The organism is Acetobacter sp. AN02, from assembly GCF_029759835.1.
In the GTDB taxonomy this organism is placed as follows: Bacteria; Pseudomonadota; Alphaproteobacteria; order Acetobacterales; family Acetobacteraceae; genus Acetobacter.
This window is the reverse complement of record NZ_JAJJND010000061.1, coordinates 1-15,864: the sequence shown is the minus strand read 5'-3', so window position 1 is coordinate 15,864 and position 15,864 is coordinate 1. Positions and strand designations below refer to the sequence as shown.

The 15,864-nt window shown below is 53.3% G+C and carries 12 protein-coding genes, 1 pseudogene and 1 other annotated feature; of the genes and pseudogenes, 9 read left to right on the top strand and 4 right to left on the bottom strand.

Annotation, left to right across the window (positions count from 1 at the left end; translation table 11 throughout):
• Window positions 1-131 precede the first annotated feature (131 nt).
• Window positions 132-1,367: pseudogene (locus LOC54_RS08340) on the top strand (IS3 family transposase).
• Window positions 419-535, top strand: a sequence feature (AL1L pseudoknot). It overlaps the preceding pseudogene by 117 nt.
• 356 nt (window positions 1,368-1,723) lie before the next feature.
• Window positions 1,724-2,926 (top strand): pyridoxal phosphate-dependent aminotransferase, encoded by a 1,203-nt coding sequence (locus tag LOC54_RS08335; RefSeq protein WP_279313365.1) that lies wholly within the window; start codon window positions 1,724-1,726, stop codon window positions 2,924-2,926.
• Between the two features lie 108 nt (window positions 2,927-3,034).
• Here LOC54_RS08335 and LOC54_RS08330 read toward each other — a convergent pair whose 3' ends face one another.
• From LOC54_RS08330 to LOC54_RS08315, 4 genes are read right to left on the bottom strand one after another with little or no spacing between them, the layout of a single operon-like run.
• Window positions 3,035-3,502: a biotin/lipoyl-containing protein gene (locus LOC54_RS08330; protein ID WP_279313363.1), complete on the bottom strand. Its 468-nt coding sequence runs from the start codon at window positions 3,500-3,502 to the stop codon at window positions 3,035-3,037.
• Window positions 3,502-4,869, bottom strand: coding sequence for an acetyl-CoA carboxylase biotin carboxylase subunit (gene accC / locus LOC54_RS08325; protein ID WP_279313362.1), 1,368 nt, complete (start codon window positions 4,867-4,869; stop codon window positions 3,502-3,504). Before accC ends, LOC54_RS08330 begins: the two co-directional genes overlap by 1 nt.
• A complete protein-coding gene (locus LOC54_RS08320; protein ID WP_279313361.1) occupies window positions 4,866-5,321 on the bottom strand; it encodes a biotin/lipoyl-containing protein in 456 nt (151 codons plus the stop codon). Before LOC54_RS08320 ends, accC begins: the two co-directional genes overlap by 4 nt.
• A 5-nt stretch (window positions 5,322-5,326) precedes the next feature.
• Window positions 5,327-6,079, bottom strand: a complete 753-nt coding sequence (locus LOC54_RS08315) for an SDR family oxidoreductase (protein ID WP_279313360.1) — start codon at window positions 6,077-6,079, stop codon at window positions 5,327-5,329.
• Window positions 6,080-6,377: 298 nt separating this feature from the next.
• On the opposite strand from LOC54_RS08315, the gene pxpB reads away from it, so the two are divergent.
• The 7 genes from pxpB (at window position 6,378) to LOC54_RS08280 (ending at window position 15,736) form a co-directional block, all read left to right on the top strand.
• Window positions 6,378-7,079, top strand: a complete 702-nt coding sequence (pxpB, locus tag LOC54_RS08310; protein WP_279313359.1) for a 5-oxoprolinase subunit PxpB — start codon at window positions 6,378-6,380, stop codon at window positions 7,077-7,079.
• Entirely contained in the window at window positions 7,076-8,083 is a 1,008-nt protein-coding gene (locus LOC54_RS08305; protein WP_279313358.1) for a biotin-dependent carboxyltransferase family protein, read from the top strand. Before pxpB ends, LOC54_RS08305 begins: the two co-directional genes overlap by 4 nt.
• The gene (locus LOC54_RS08300) at window positions 8,080-8,838 is read left to right on the top strand and encodes a LamB/YcsF family protein (RefSeq protein WP_279313357.1); all 759 of its coding nucleotides are present in this window, start codon (window positions 8,080-8,082) and stop codon (window positions 8,836-8,838) included. Before LOC54_RS08305 ends, LOC54_RS08300 begins: the two co-directional genes overlap by 4 nt.
• A 43-nt stretch (window positions 8,839-8,881) precedes the next feature.
• Entirely contained in the window at window positions 8,882-9,796 is a 915-nt protein-coding gene (locus LOC54_RS08295; RefSeq protein WP_279313364.1) for a DMT family transporter, read from the top strand.
• 125 nt (window positions 9,797-9,921) lie between these two features.
• A complete protein-coding gene (locus LOC54_RS08290) occupies window positions 9,922-11,142 on the top strand; it encodes an MFS transporter (RefSeq protein WP_279313356.1) in 1,221 nt (406 codons plus the stop codon).
• Between the two features lie 304 nt (window positions 11,143-11,446).
• On the top strand, window positions 11,447-13,921 hold the full coding sequence (locus tag LOC54_RS08285) for a TonB-dependent siderophore receptor (protein WP_279313355.1): 2,475 nt from the start codon (window positions 11,447-11,449) through the stop codon (window positions 13,919-13,921).
• 345 nt (window positions 13,922-14,266) lie between these two features.
• Window positions 14,267-15,736 (top strand): aspartate ammonia-lyase, encoded by a 1,470-nt coding sequence (locus LOC54_RS08280; protein ID WP_279313354.1) that lies wholly within the window; start codon window positions 14,267-14,269, stop codon window positions 15,734-15,736.
• Window positions 15,737-15,864: the final 128 nt, after the last annotated feature.

The window sequence follows — 15,864 nt, the reverse complement described above, 5'->3', positions numbered from 1 at the left end:
AGATCGTCGAACAACCTTGGCGCATCATGTCAATCGGACTGCGCAATTGGGCACATAGGTTCTAGCAATCAACGGTTTGTATGAACCGCTCCGGGTTTACCGGAGAGTAAAACACTCAAAGGATGAGCCCTATGACGAACCATAAATTCACCCCTGCCTATCCTGCTGAACTTCGAGAACGCGGAGTTCGGCTTTTTCGAGAGCACCGAGGTGACTACGCCAGCGACAATGCGGCTTACAAGGCGATTGCACCGAAGCCTGGTTGTTCTCCGGACAGCCTGCGTGTCTGGTGCCAGCTGGCCGAACGTGACGCCGGCCAGCGCGGCGGGCTGACGAGCGCCGAGAAGGACCGGATCAAGGAACTGGAGCGTGAGGTGCGGGAGCTTCGGCAAGTCAACGAGATCCTGAAGAAAGCCAGCGCGTATTTCGCGGCGGCGGAGCTCGACCGCCCCTTCCGCAAATGATCGCATTCATCGACGATCACCGTGACGTCTTTGGTGTCGGGCCGGTCTGCCAGGTTTTGGGGATCGCATCATCGACGTTTTATGCTTTCAAGGCTGTTGAACGTGATCCGGCATTGGCCTCGGAGCGTGCGAGGCAGGATCGGCTGGACATGGCAGCCATCAGAGATGCCCTTTGACGGCAGTGGTGGCCGATATGGAGTGCGCAAGGTCTGGCACCAGTTACGCCGCAGCGGCCACGACATTGCCCGCTGCACGGTGGAGAGGCTGATGAGGACCATGCGAATACAAGGCGTTGTCCGTGGCAGGAAGGTCATCACGACCAACCCGGATACGGCACAACCTTGCCCGGACGACAGGGTGAACAGGGTCTTCGTGGCAGACATGCCGAACCAGCTATGGGTGAGCGACTTCACCTGCGTGTCGACCTGGCAGGGCATGGTCTATGTGGCTTTCGTCATCGACGTCTTCGCCCGCAAAATTGTCGGCTGGCGCGTCTCGACCTCAATGACGACGGGCTTCGTCCTCGACGCCCTGAACCAGGCCATCTGTCAGCGTGCGCCAGGTGAGACCAGTCAACTGATCCATCACAGCGATCGGGGGAGCCGGTATCTGTCGATCCGATACACAGAGAGACTGGCTGAGGCAGGCATCGATACTTCGGTCGGCAGTGTCGGGGATTCCTATGACAACGCTCTCGCCGAAAGCATCATTGGCCTGTTCAAGACAGAGGTGATCAAGTTCCTCGGCCCATGGAAGTCCGTCGGACAGGTCGAATGGGAAACCCTGAAATGGGTCGACTGGTACAACAACACACGTCTGCACAGCGCCATCGGTTACGTCACGCCGAACGAAGCCGAGGAGATCTTCTATACAATCCTGAACGATGATAAAAAAGCAGCCTGACTATTGAACCAAAAACTCTCCGGTAAACCCGGGGCGGTTCAGTCAATAAATTCGAAAAATTTCTAGCTAAATATATATTTGTATATCTATTAAGATTAATAAGTTTTATTTCTTGTAAAGGAAGATTAATGTCAAAATATAAAATAATATTTGTTTATAATATTTATGATTCGATTTCTGATGACTATCTTATGAAGATATGCGTGTCATTTCTTGCCATAGAATTCTTGTATGGGGGTAGATGCTTTTCAATGCTATCTCCCGCATGGTCATTAGGCATAAATTCATTTCATATTGATAATTTTCTGCCTTCTAGGGTGCGCATGCATCAAAGAAGTTCTCGGAGTGAATGTGTGATGCTTGGTTTAGCGGATCGACTTAACGGAATTTCCATATCAGCCTCTGCTGCAATGACGGATAAAGCTACGGCGCTGAAGGCCGAAGGTATTAAGGTTATTAGTCTTTCCTCGGGTGAGCCGGATTTTCCGACACCTCCGCATGTGGTGGAAGCTGCTGTGGCGGCAGCACGGGCGGGTGATACAAAATATCCGCCTCAGGCTGGTAAACCGGCGCTCAAAAAGGCAGTTCGTAATAAATTTCTGCGTGAAAATAATCTGGATTATGCGCTGGATGAAGTCCTGATTGCCAATGGCGGAAAGCAGATCATTTTTGATGCCATCATGGCGACCTGCAATACGGGCGATGAGGTTGTGCTGCCTACCCCATACTGGATCAGCTACGCGGATCAGGCGCGTTTGGCCGGGGCCAGTGTTGTTCAGGTTCCTTGCAAAGCAGAAAACGGCTTCAGGCTTGCGGCGGATGATCTGGAAGCGGCCATTACAGAGCGGACAAAATGGGTCATCCTGAATTTCCCGAACAACCCGTCCGGTACCTGCTGCCCGCGTGCAGATATGGAAGCTATTGCGGCCGTTCTGCTCAAGCATCCAAACGTTTGGATTATGACAGATGATATCTATGAACATCTGGTTTATGACGGCTTTGAGTTCTGCACGATTGCACAGGTTGAGCCGCGCCTGAAAGATCGTGTTCTGACGGTGAATGGTGTCTCCAAAGCCTATGCCATGACAGGCTGGCGCGTTGGATATGGTGGTGGGCCTAAAAAGCTGATTGCCGCCATGAATAACATGCAGGGGCAGTCCACCAGCGGCATTAATACGCTGGCTCAGGCCGCCGCTGTTGCCGCTCTGGAAGGCCCGCAGGATTTCCTGAAAGACCGTGCGCGGGAGTATCAGACCCGGCGTGATCTGGTGGTTGGTCTGCTGAACGCCATTCCAGGCATTCGTTGCCACAAGCCGCAGGGTGCTTTTTATGTTTATGCAGATATCAGTGCCTGCATGAATAAGGTTTCTGAATGTGGGAAAACCATTGCAACAGACACAGATTTTGTCATGGGTCTTCTGGAAGAGCAGCAGGTGGCTACCGTACAGGGAACAGCCTACGGCATGAGCCCGTTCTTCCGTGTTTCTTACGCGACAGATGTTGAAACACTGCGTGAAGGATGTGAGCGGATTGCCAGATTTGTGGCAGGCTTGAAGTAAAAGAAACATACAATCCGGCAAGTCTTTCAAGGTTTGCCGGATAATGAGAAACCCCGCTCTGAATAGGCGGGGTTTTCTTATGGCTGCTTTATGAAAAGCGTTTGTTAATCAGGCAGGCTGAAGTGTCAGAACTGTCTGACCATAGCCAATCAGATCACCCTCTTTTGCTATAAACTGCGCCACGGTGCCGTTTTGTGGCGCTGTAATAGGAACCGTCAGTTCCCCAATTTGCAGCATAGCAACGGTATCTTCTGCCCGCACAGAGCTGCCTTCCGGTGCAAACTCTTTCTTTGTAACGGGATTGCACAGCAGCACATTCCCAAAATACGGAGCCTTTACCGGAATGTCGGTGGAAAGTGCTTTTTCCGGATGCTTCTGTGCAGAGGGAGAAGCAAGCGCAGCGGAAGGGGTCGCAGGAGGGTCATAGTCACCAACGCTGATACGCAGACGGGTACCATGGGCATTAGACAACTCAAGGCTGCTCAGGCCAGCGTCCTTGAGCCATTGACTGATCTGCACAACCGCTTCTGAATTCGGAAGAGTTTCAAAATTCGGGACAGATAAAGGCATGTTCATCAGGACTGTTCCCTTTTTTCCAGCCAATGCTCCAGATGGTGAATGTCCACGCCACCTTCCACAAATCCGGGATCAGACAAGAGTGCCTGATGGAGCGGGATGTTGGTCAGGATGGTTTCAACCTGCAGTTCAGCAAGTGCTACTTTAAGACGGCAAATAGCTTCGTCGCGCGTTGCACCCCGTGCAATGACTTTGGCAATCAGGGAGTCATAATACGGCTGCACAACACTCCCTGCGACAATATGCGTATCCAGACGGATGCCTGCGCCGCCGGGAACATCCCAGCGGCTGACGCGGCCCGGAGAGGGCGCGAAGGAAAACGGGTCCTCCGCATTAATCCGGCATTCAATGGCATGACCCGTGGCGTGGATAGCGCTTTGCTCGAGATCCAGCGGTTTGCCCTGCGCAATTTCAATCTGTGCACAGACAATATCAATACCGGTGGTTTCTTCCGTAATCGGATGCTCAACCTGCAGGCGCGTGTTCATTTCAATGAAGGCGAAAATGCCGTCTTCATACAGGAACTCAAACGTACCAGCACCGCGATAGCCAATATTGCGGCAGGCCTGAGCGCAACTTGCCCCGATTTCTGCAATCAATTCGGGCGGAATGCCGGGCGGCGGTGCTTCTTCCAGCACTTTCTGGTGCCGCCGCTGCAATGAGCAGTCTCGCGCGCCCAGCCAGAGCGCCTTGCCATGGGTATCGCACAGCACCTGAATTTCAATATGTCTGGGCTTCTGCATGAAGCGTTCCAGATACAGCGTCGGATTCCCGAAGGCCTGCTGCGCTTCCTTGCGAGTCAGCGCAACCGCCTTGATCAGTTCGTCGGCTGACCAGACCACCCGCATCCCACGACCACCACCACCACCAGAGGCTTTGACAATGACCGGGAAGCCAACCGCAGAAGCCAGCTCCAGAATGTCCTGCTCTTTCTCGGGGAGGGGGCCATCCGAACCGGGCACGCACGGCACGCCAGACGCCTGCATGGTCTGCTTGGCGGTAATCTTGTCGCCCATCAGGCGGATGGATTCAGGCGTCGGACCGATGAAGGTGATTCCGGCCTTTTCAACAGCTTCCGCAAAGTCGGCATTTTCCGACAAAAAGCCATAGCCGGGGTGAATTGCCGTCGCCCCTGTGACCTTAGCGGTCAGAATAATGGCATCGGCATCCAGATAGCTGCGGGCGGCAGAAGCCGGGCCAATGCACAGCGCTACATCTGCTTCCAAAACGTGGCGGCTCTGGGAATCTGCTTCGGAATAAACAGCAACCGTTTCCAGTCCAAGCTGGCGGCAGGCGCGTTGAATGCGCAGGGCGATCTCGCCCCGGTTGGCAATCAGGACGCGCCCGAAAGGGTGGACGGCGCTCATGACAGACGTATCAGAGGCTGATCGGCCTCAACTTCACTGCCATCGGTCACCAGTATGACCTCAACACGGCCAGCAACCTCGGTTTTGACCGGGGTGAAAACTTTCATGGCTTCTATCAGACCTATCTGCTGTCCGACGCTTAGAGTGTCTCCTACCGCCACAAAAGGCGGGGTATCCGGGGAAGGAGACAGGTGGAGGGTGCCATACATGGGGGCGGTCACAACACGCTCTGCCTGAGGGGGGGGGGCAGGCGTTGGAGCGGGGCTGGATGGGGTTTGCCCTGCAGACGGTTCTACCGATGCGGAAGGGCGGCTGGGAGCAGGGGCAGCAGCCGCGGCACCCTGTTCTGAACGCGTGATTTTAAGAGTCTGGCCGCCTTCCGAAATCTCAAGCTCACGGAGCGGAGCACGGCCAAACAGGTCTATCAGCGCTTTGAGAGCTTGAGTGTCCATAGCTATCAGGATTTAGCCGGTTTCTTTGCAAAGTTCAGGCCACCCACAACCTGCATGGTGGGCAGCACCTCCATGAAGCTGACATTCATGCGCTGCGGAGCAGAGATGGCAAAAGCGATGGAATTCGCAAGATCTTCGGGAAGAAGGGAGTCGTATTCATCAAAGAAGCGACGCTGAGCTTCTTCCATGTTGCCAATCAGGCGGCCAAAGACTTCTGTCTGCACGCGGGCCGGAGAGACTTCCGTCACGCGGATGTTCTTGCCGAACAGGTCACACCGCAGCTGCTGAGAGAGGGAATGCACACCAGCCTTAGTGGCGTGATAAACCGTGTTGCCACCGGCAAACGCGTAATGGCCGGCAATGGACGTGATGTTGACGATATGGCCGCGGTCCCGTGCAATCATGCCCGGCAGAGCCAGGCGGGTCAGTTGCAGGACGGCGCGCAGATTGATGTCCACCAGCCCGTCAATATCTTCTTCCGTCGTGTTGGTGATGTTGCCTGTGCGGGACTGACCGGCATTGTTAACGAGAATATCAATCTCATGCTCTTTGAAGATCGCGCCCATGGCGTCCAGATCTGCCACGCTGGCGGCGTGCACAATGCAGCCGGTTTCTGTGGCTAGCTTGTCTAGGCGTTCCTTGTCACGGGCCACGGCATGCACTTCCAGCCCCAGTTCCCGCAGGCGACGAACGGTCGCGGCACCAATGCCTGAGGAGGCGCCGGTAACAAGTGCTGTGCTGTAAGGCTGTGTCGTCATGATATGAAATATCCTGATGTCTATGGACCGGAACTGCCCTGCTGCGCAGGCCAGACTTCAATAAGCCATTTAACTTTAGAGACGGAATATTCCATTGGCCAAGATCAGTTCCGTCTTGCGTCATAAGATTATCCAATGTCACCGCGCGGCGGGGTGGTCATAAGATTATTGTATGTCATCACAGGCAGATAATGTTGGCAGGGGTTCGCTTTCTAACCGTATCGTTACGGACGCAATACAGAGCACCTCACAGGATGTTATTTGATGGCTGCCATTTTACACTATTGTTCCTACGCGCATGACTGAAACCATCACTACGCTGAAGGTAGATCAGTTTGCTGGTTCAGCAGAGGTGCCCACCATCAGCATGATCGGCACGCGGGCCATGCTGTTTGAAGCGCCCGGTGCGTTTACGCTGGCCTGTCAGCGGCGGATCTGGGCGCTAATGGATGCCTGTTCCGAACGGCCGGATATTGCGGAAGTCATGCCGGGTGTCACCAATCTGATGCTGATTTTCTCCATCCCGCCGGAAAATCCGGAGACGGTGGCGTGCTGGCTGCGTAAGGCATGGGAGACGCTGCCCGAGAAGCACATCAAGGGCCGCCTGTTTGAAGTGGCGGTCCGTTATGGCGGTGAGCTTGGGTCAGACCTTCCGCGCGTTGCCGAGCATTGCGGCATGTCTCCTCAGGAAGTCATCACGCTGCATCAGGCCCCCCTTTATACAGTATGTGCGCTTGGGAGCGTGCCGGGGTTTGGCTATCTGCACGGGCTGGAGCCGCGTTTGGAAACCCCGCGTAAATCTGTCCCATCCTTAAAAATGCTTGCAGGCACAGTTACGATTGGTGGGCCGCAGGCCGGGATTTCTGCGCTGACAGGCCCGAATGGCTGGAACTCCATCGGTTTTAGCGACCTGGTGATGTTCGACCCGGAACGCGAGCCGCCCGCCTTGTTCGAAGTGGGTGACCAGATTCGCTTTTATGCCGAAAGTATTGAAGTGTGATTACAGTTCTTGAAACCGGTGTGCTGAACAGTGTGCAGGATGCGGGCCGTTTTGGGTATCGCCATCTGGGTGTGAGTACATCCGGCGTAATGGATCCTCTGGCGCTGCGCTGCGGGAATATTTTGCTGGGTAATGCACCGGACGCTGCCTGTCTTGAAGTGCAGACCTTTCCTTTCAGGGTGCGGTTCGACAAGGCTGTCAGCTTTGTTGTCACCGGCGGGGAAGGGACGATCAAACTTGGAGAGCGTGCGCTTCAACCATGGTCAGTCGCCACGGCGCAGGGGGGGGGCGTTCTGACGCTCGACCGTCCTTCTGTCGGCGCGCGGATGTATTTGTGCGTTTGTGGCGGGATTGATGTGCCGGTTGTGCTCGGCTCTCGCAGCACGCAGTTGCGTGGGGGCTTTGGAGGCTATCTCGGGCGCCCGCTGCAGGCGGGCGATCAGCTTTCGGGCGTTGGGGGTTGCATACCGGACGGCTTCGGGGCGGTTCCTCCCTTGCGCGCACTCCCCGCAGCGTGTGCCGAAGAAAAAGAAAAGACCGTGACCCTGCGAGCTATTCCGGCAACAGACTACTTCCTGTTCACGGAAGAAGCGCATGCCCATTTCTGGTCCGCATCCTGGCAGATTACAGCGCAAAGCAACCGACTTGGTTACCGTCTGAAAGGCGGGGCTTTAAAGCTGACGCATCCTGTTGAGTTGCGTTCTTACGGGGTTATTCCCGGAATTATTCAGGTCCCCCCGGCAGGCGAGCCGATTGTTCAGATGGCGGACGCTAATACAGCCGGTGGTTACCCGCGCATTGCCACGGTAATCGAAGCTGATTTGTGGCGTCTTGCTCAGGCGCGCATTGGCAGTTTTGTGCAATTACAGTGCTGTGACCATGCAGAAGGTTTGCAGGCCATGCGGAATGAAGAGGCGTATCTGCAGGATCTTCAGGATAATGTTGCCCTTTACAGAAAATCTTTTATGCGAAGGGAGGCCGGTCAGGCCGGTAAAAAATCATGAAAATTGATTTGAATGCCGATATTGGAGAGGGCTTTGGCCGCTGGACGATTGCGGATGATGCCGCGCTGATGGACGTGATTTCATCGGCCAATATTGCCTGCGGCTTCCATGCGGGTGACCATCTGATTATGGACCGCGTTGTGCGGGCCGCCAAAGAGCGTGGTGTAAGCATTGGAGCCCATCCGGGCCTGCCTGACCGGATGGGGTTTGGCCGCCGAACCATGGTTGTCAGCGCTGAAGAAATGGAAGCCATGCTGGCCTATCAGATTGGTGCGCTTAAAGGGATTGCCGCTCGTCATGGCCTACGGGTAGGCCATGTCAGCTATCATGCAGCATTTGGCACAATGGCCAATGCGGATCAGGAGCTGGCGGACCGTCTTGCCCGCGTTATTGCGCAGATTGATCCTGATCTGGTGATGCTGGCCATGGAAGGGCAGCCGATTGACCTGGCTGCCAGAAAAGCCGGTTTGCGGGTGCGCTCCCTTTTTCTGGCGGATCGGGCTTATCAGGCCAATGGGGCACTGGTGCCACGTGGGCTGGAAGGCGCAGTGATTCACGATCTGGATAAAGTCAAGGAACGCGTAAAGCAGTTTCTTGAGACCGGAAACGTGACCACTTTTGATGGCAAATCGCTGCCCATTCACTCCCGCTCTATCCTTGTGCATAGCGACACGCCGGGTTCCGATAAGCTGGCGCAGGCGATTGCCTCACAGATTGCTGTGATGGGTGGTGAGATTGCGGCGGCTGGAGGATAAAAGACTTTGAGAAGACCGGGGCAGAAAAAGAACGATAATGACCATGCAACATAATCTTGCGCGTGGTGCGTATCTGCTGGCTTTGGCCACACTTTTTACCGCTCTTCTCAATGCACTGCAGAAAATTACCGGTTCAACGCTCTCTGTTGTTGAAATCGTCTTTTTCAGAAACTTATTTTCTCTGCCCTTTGTCGTGGTGATTGCGCTGCGAGGCGGCCTTGTGCTGAAGACCAACCACTTTGGCGGCCATGTCATCCGCTCCGTTGTCGGGTTGATCAGCATGATCATGACGGTTGTTGCTGTGACACATCTCCCGTTGGCAGAGCAGCAGGTTTTATCTTACACGCAGCCGCTTTTTCTCATTCTTCTGTCGATCCCGCTCATGCATGAACGGCCGTCTGTCCAGCGCTGGATTGCTGTGGCGGTCGGATTTGTTGGTGTTGTTGTTGTGGCAACCGGGAAGGGGCTTCTTGGCGGTAGTCATGGCACCGTTCTAACATGGGCTTATGCGGTTGCGCTGGCGCAAGGCGCAGTCGGTGCTTTGACAACCATGCAGATCCGCCAGCTTTCCGCGACGGAAAAAAGCACAACTATTGCCATGTGGCAGGCTATTTTGATGACGGCAGCCACCGCTGCAGCCTTGCCGTTTGTCTGGCATATTCCAACCCGCGCAGATTTACTCTGCCTTATTGCCGTGGGCGCTTTTGCTGGGATTGCACAGGTTTTGCAGACGGAAGCCTTTGCCTCTGCACAAGTTTCCGCCATTGGCCCGTTTGCTTATTGCGGTCTGGTCTGGGCAGCGTTGATTGGCTGGCTGGGTTTTGGGGAAGTTCCCGGTGTCGCCATGTTTGTGGGTGGTTTGCTGATTATCGGCTCTGGTCTCTGGATGCTGCGGCATGAAAGACCGGCAAAGCAAAAAACAATTTTAGAATCAGAATCTTCCTCAGGAACACCTTAAAAAATCTGTAAAAAAGCACCGAAGGTATGGCGTAATCGTAATGTTCCGTTATCGTAAAAAAGACTGATGGGTTGTGTGAGGCCCAGGTGCCTTTCAAGGCAGAAGGTTTGAAGGGTAATCAAGCGATGAACAAAAACGCAGACTCATCACGATACGTATTTTTTGGCATGATTTTCCTGATGTATGTCATCAGTTATGGAGATCGTGCGGCTCTTTCCATTTCTCTGCCTGACCTTGGCCGTGAATTTTCTCTTTCATCTGTCCAGATGGGATGGGTGTCCTCCAGTTTTCTCTGGTCTTATTTTGTGTTGAATCTACCATCGACCATTCTGCTGGATAGCGTCGGCGCGCGCCTTGTGGGCAGTCTGGCTGTTTCCGTCTGGTCCTGCGCGATGATTCTGGGCGGCATGACCCGCAATGTGACACAGTTTATTTTAACACGCATGCTGCTGGGCGTGGGGGAAGCTCCCACATTTGGTGTGGGTGCAACCATCGTTCGCAATTGGGCTAAACCACAGGAGCGCGGCACCGTCATGACGGTGCTGCTGACAGGCATGCAGATCGGGCTTGCTGGCGGTACGATTGCCGGAGCCTACCTGATTGCAAAAGTGGGTTGGCGGTTTGAATTTATGGCGCTGGGTGTTGTGGGGCTGATCTGGGCGCTTGCCTGGTGGCTGCTTTACAGGAATCCGGAAAAGTCAGACACGCAGGCGCGTGTTCGCCCTATTCGCGTTTCAGAGGTACTGTCTCTGTTCCGCTCTTCCACATTTTGCGGCATTCTGGTTGTGCAGTGCACACAGAATTTTCTGAACTTTCTCCTGATGTCCTGGGTGCCGTTCTATCTGATTCATGAATTGCACCTGAATGTTCTGGGCTCCGGAAGTGGCACGGCAGGGTGTTATGTGCTGGGTGCTATCGGAGCGGTGTTTCTGGGGCGTATGGCAGAGCATTTTGTTTTCCGCAAGAATTCTGACCCCAGCCATCGGCGGTTTATTGTTGCGTTCAGTATTATCGGAAGCGCGATGATTGGCTTTCTTCCGTTTTTTCATGAAGAAATGCCGATTCTGGCTGTTTTATCCCTTTCACTCTGTTGTCTGATTGCAGCGAACGGGGCGAATACCGCCATGCTTGCAGATATGTTGCAGGACGGCCAGAAAATCGGATCAGTCACCGGTGTAACGCTGACATTTAGTAATGCTCTTGGCCTTACGGCTCCGATTCTGACGGGCTATATCGTTGCCTGGACTGGGAATTTCAACATGGCGTGGTATCTGTGCGCTGTTGCTCTGATTGTTGCTGGCGTGATTTCCCTCATGACCGTGCGTAAGCCGATTGTCATGGAATGATTTTGTAAACTATTGCTCTGTAAGCACTGGCCAAAAAAGGCGATAGGAAGAGTTTGATCTGACACATTGTCGCTCATGGCTGCGTTTTGATTGAGTTTTTTGGAAATGAAACCTGCGCAAGACCATTTGTGGTCATGCGGGGGATTTTTTATGTCGCAAAGAAGATCTTATATTTTTAAACCAATCAGAAAATTCCTTTAGGAAGCAACATATCAATATTCAGTATGACACCAAAACATAACGGAAACGTATCATAAGGAAACCAGATAAGTTTCTTAATCCTACCGGATTTCAGGGTGATGCGATGGCCAGAATATCGAAATTTGAATTGTCACTCGTCGCGAGTGTGGCGTTCGGTGCTCTTGTTCCCGCAGGAAGTGGGTTTGCAGCAAGTGCAGCATCACCGACAGGAAAGCCTCAGAAGGTTTTTGTGAAAAAGACAAAAGCGACTTCTGTAAAAGCAGCCCTCACACGTGCGCGTGCAAAACCGACCCCAATGAGAGGTGGTGAAGAATCCATTGAAGTCGGTGGTCATTCTGGCAGTTCCGTATTTTCGCCTGCCACGCCTAAGCACAGCACCACGCAAGTGACTGTTGTGACGGGTGCTGAGCTTTTGAAAACCGGCCAGACAAACGTTCTCTCTGCTCTGGCACAGGCCAATCCGGCTATTACAACGGCGGCTCTTCCGGGCGGTGGCGCAAGCTCCTTTGTGCAGACCATGCAGCTGCGTGGTCAGTCCCCGGATGATACGCTGATTCTGGTTAACGGCCATCGTCGCCATATCGGCGCGAATTTTAATTCAAACTCTGGCACCAACTGGGGGAGTGAGCCGGCTGATATTTCCCTTATTCCGGTTTCCGCCATTGATCATATTGAAGTGGTGACAGAAGGGGCTTCTGCTCTGTATGGGCAGGACGCCATTGCAGGGGCCGTGAATATTGTGCTGAAGCATGATACACATGGTGGCACCATCAATTTTAAAAATAGCGGTTACTACGCAGGGGATGGTCAGGCTCTGGATGGTTCTGCCAATTACGGCATGGCTCTGGGCCGGAAGGGTGGTTACCTTGACCTTGCTGCTCAGGTTTCTCATCAGCTTCCCACAACGCGTGGCGGCGATTTTTACGGCAGACTATTTGATGATTCCAGAAATGAAACAGCCAACCGCAATGTTCAGCGCGGCTTAGGAATTCCCAAATCCACGCTGGAAACCATCAGCGAGAACATGTCTGTTCCCCTGGCGCGAGGCTTTAATTTTTACAGCACGTCCACCTTCTCACACCGACGCGCCAATGTGCCGGAAACCTACCGTGCGAATACCAGCTCGGATGAGTGGATCAATCCTGATCTGTATGCTGATGGCAACCAGCCTTACATCGCCATGGATCAGCTCGATTTTGAAACCGATAACGGCATCAAGGCACGCAAGTTTGGTTTTGCGTGGGATGCTTACGTGACCTACGCGCGTGATAAACAGAATTACAGCACCACGAATTCCGAAAACGTTTCTATTCCCGGTAGCACGCAAACGTCCTTTTATGACGGTGCATCTATTGCCACGCAGTTGACGGCTGGTTTGCGTGGATCCCGTTCATTCCGTCCAGACTGGGCACCCAAGCCGATCAATCTGCGGTTTGGTGGTGAATATCGCCACGATACGTTCCAGATGGTTGAAGGTGAGGCGTCGTCCTGGAGCGGTATGGGGGCGACTGACCATCCGGGTAACGTCCCAATGGCCGCAACTTACCAGAACCGCGATGTGTATGAAGGCAATGTCAATCTCGACTTCTATGTCACCCAGAAGTGGGAATGGACGCTGGGCGGTCGCGTAGGCAGTTATAATAATATTGCCACAGTTGAAACCGGCTCTGTTGGTACCCGCTATAACTTCAACAAACGCTGGGCTATTCGCGCCAATATCAACACGGGTTATCGTCCTCCTACGCTGGGTGCACTGTCCTATTTCTATTCAGCCCCGTATCCCGGTTATACGGTTGACCAGATTCCGGCCAGCAGCGCTATTGCCAAATATCTTGGTGCAGGCAGCATGAAGGGGCAATATTCACGTAGCTATTCGATCGGTTTTGACGCAACCCCGGTTGATGATTTCCATGTAACAGGAAACCTGTATTATATTGCCATTAACGGCAGAATGGGCAGCACCAAAACCTATTCGGTCAACCAGAATGACTCTGAACTTCTGGAACTGCTGAAAAATGCAAATCTGGAAAGTGCAACATCGCTTTCTTATTATGCAAACCTGTATAACACGCAGACATTTGGTGGGGACTTCAGCGCCGATTATACTTTGCACACGGCAAAGCTTGGTCAGTTCCGTTTTGCTATGGGGATCAATTTCTCGGATAACGAAATCCGATCTGCAAAATCTGATCTGGTGAATGAATACAGTAAGATGATGGTTCTGCATTCCGCTCCAAAAAACCGCGAACAGATAAGCATGAACTGGACACGCGGGAAGTGGTCTGCTTCCGTGCAGGAACTGCGTTATGGGTCCATTGTCTATATGGCAGCGCCCACCGGGGCGGGGGCTGTGCCGTTCCAGCAGAATCCGGGCTTCATCACCAATCTCGAAGTTGATTATAAAATTCTTCCGCGTTGGACTGTTGGTGTGGGCGCCAATAACGTTGGGAACAAGCGCCCGACGCGTGTGCCGCACTCTATTGCCAATACGCAGCAGGGCTTGGCTAAATATGCGTCCTATTCTCCTTATGGGTTTAGCGGTGGCATGTATTACGTCAAAACCTCTCTGGATTTTTAACGCTGCTAAGTGTTCCAAGATGGTGCACACGCTAGATTTAAGAGCCTGACTCAAAAAGGCGTTTTAAATGGTTTTTGGCGGAAAACTGAGCCTCGTTTGAATTGAAAGCCGTCAGGCCTGGGAAGTCGTGCCCCCGACTTCATGACCATATCTCGTGATTGAGCGGATAAAATACCTATGTAGCCTTCACACTGAAAATCATCCCCCCATAAGTTTCTGAAATCACTCAATTCATTTTCGGTCAGGCTCTAAGGGTATGAGCGCTGCCGCAGATCGGTTCACCAGAATAGGGTGACAGGTCTGCGGCAGTTTTTTTGAGAAAATCCGGGCGGAAAGGGTGTCCTGATGTCTTGTAAAAAGAGTGTCGATCCGAAGGCAGGCAGCGACCAGCGGACTGAACAGGATAGTCTGGGAGCCTATGTCCTGCCGCGTCATGCGCGGTGGGGGGTGCATACTGCGCGTGCCATAGATAATTTTCCGGTTACAGGAACGCCGATAGGAAAATTTCCGGATCTCATTAAAGCACTTGTTCTGGTCAAACAGGCTGCGGCTTCAGCTAATCATCAGTTGGGCTATCTGTCGCCAGAAAAGGCTGCGATGATTGAAAAGGCCTGTCAGGAAATAAATCAAAACCTGCCGGAATATTTGTCCGATTTTAAAGTTGATGTGCTGCAGGGCGGGGCCGGAACCTCGACCAACATGAACGCCAATGAGGTGGTGGCCAATGTCGGGCTTCTAGGCTCAGGTCTTGAGGCCGGCCAGTATGACAATCTGCATCCCAATGACGATGTGAACATGTCTCAGTCCACTAATGACGTGTATCCGACTGCCGTCAAAATTTCCGTCTGTTTTGCCTTGCGGTCTTTTCTGCCGTCTTTGAAACAGCTGGTGAATGCATTCGAGGAAAAAGCGGACGAGTTCAAATCTGTCCTGAAAATAGGCCGTACCCAGTTGCAGGATGCTGTCCCGATGACTCTGGGGCAGGAGTTCAAGGCCTATGCGGGCACCTTGCGGAAGGAAATTGCCGCAGTTGAAGGTGTGGTGCCGCAGCTTTCTGAAATCAATCTGGGTGGCACGGCTATTGGCACTGGGATTAACTGTGACCCACGATATGGCGCACTGGTGACGGCTCATTTGTCTGACCTGTGTGGCTTTCCGCTAAAGCAGGCTGAGAACCTGATTGAAGCAACGTCGGATGTCGGGGCGTTTGTGACCTGCTCAAGTGTTCTGAAGCGGCTGGCTATCAAGATTTCCAAAATTGCGAATGATCTGCGCCTGCTGTCCAGCGGCCCGCGTGCCGGGTTGGGCGAAATTGTTCTGCCTGCGGCTCAGGCGGGCTCTTCCATCATGCCGGGTAAGGTTAATCCGGTTATTCCGGAAATGGTCAATCAGGTGGCTTTTATGGTGATCGGGCATGATGCTACCGTCTCATTCTGTGCGGAAGGCGGCCAGCTCCAGCTGAATGCGTTTGAACCCGCCATGGGCTACTGCATTCTGGATTCCATCCAGATGATGAAGAACGCCTTCGACGTTCTGGCGGAAAAATGCGTGCGCGGTATTCATGCCAACAAGGAACGCTGTCTGGAGCAGGTGCAGAACAGTATTGGCATTATTACCGCCTTTGTGCCGGTGCTGGGGTATGAGTTGTGCGCGTCCATCGCCAAACAGGCTCTGGCTGAAAACCGGCTGGTGGCCGATGTGCTGAAGGAGCGTGTGCTGATGTCACCCGAACTGCTGGAGGATCTTCTGAAGCTGGAAGCAATGATAGTCCCATTGCGCAAACAGACAAGTAATACCAACTCTGGGATGCCCTGACTCATATTTGATTTCTTTAGGGTATCGTTTTGGATCGCCCTGTGATTCACTGGATGTTGCACCGGGGAGACATCCAAATGGGCAGAGCGTTGGCATTGCGTGAAGATTACGATGCGGTGGGTCTGCGT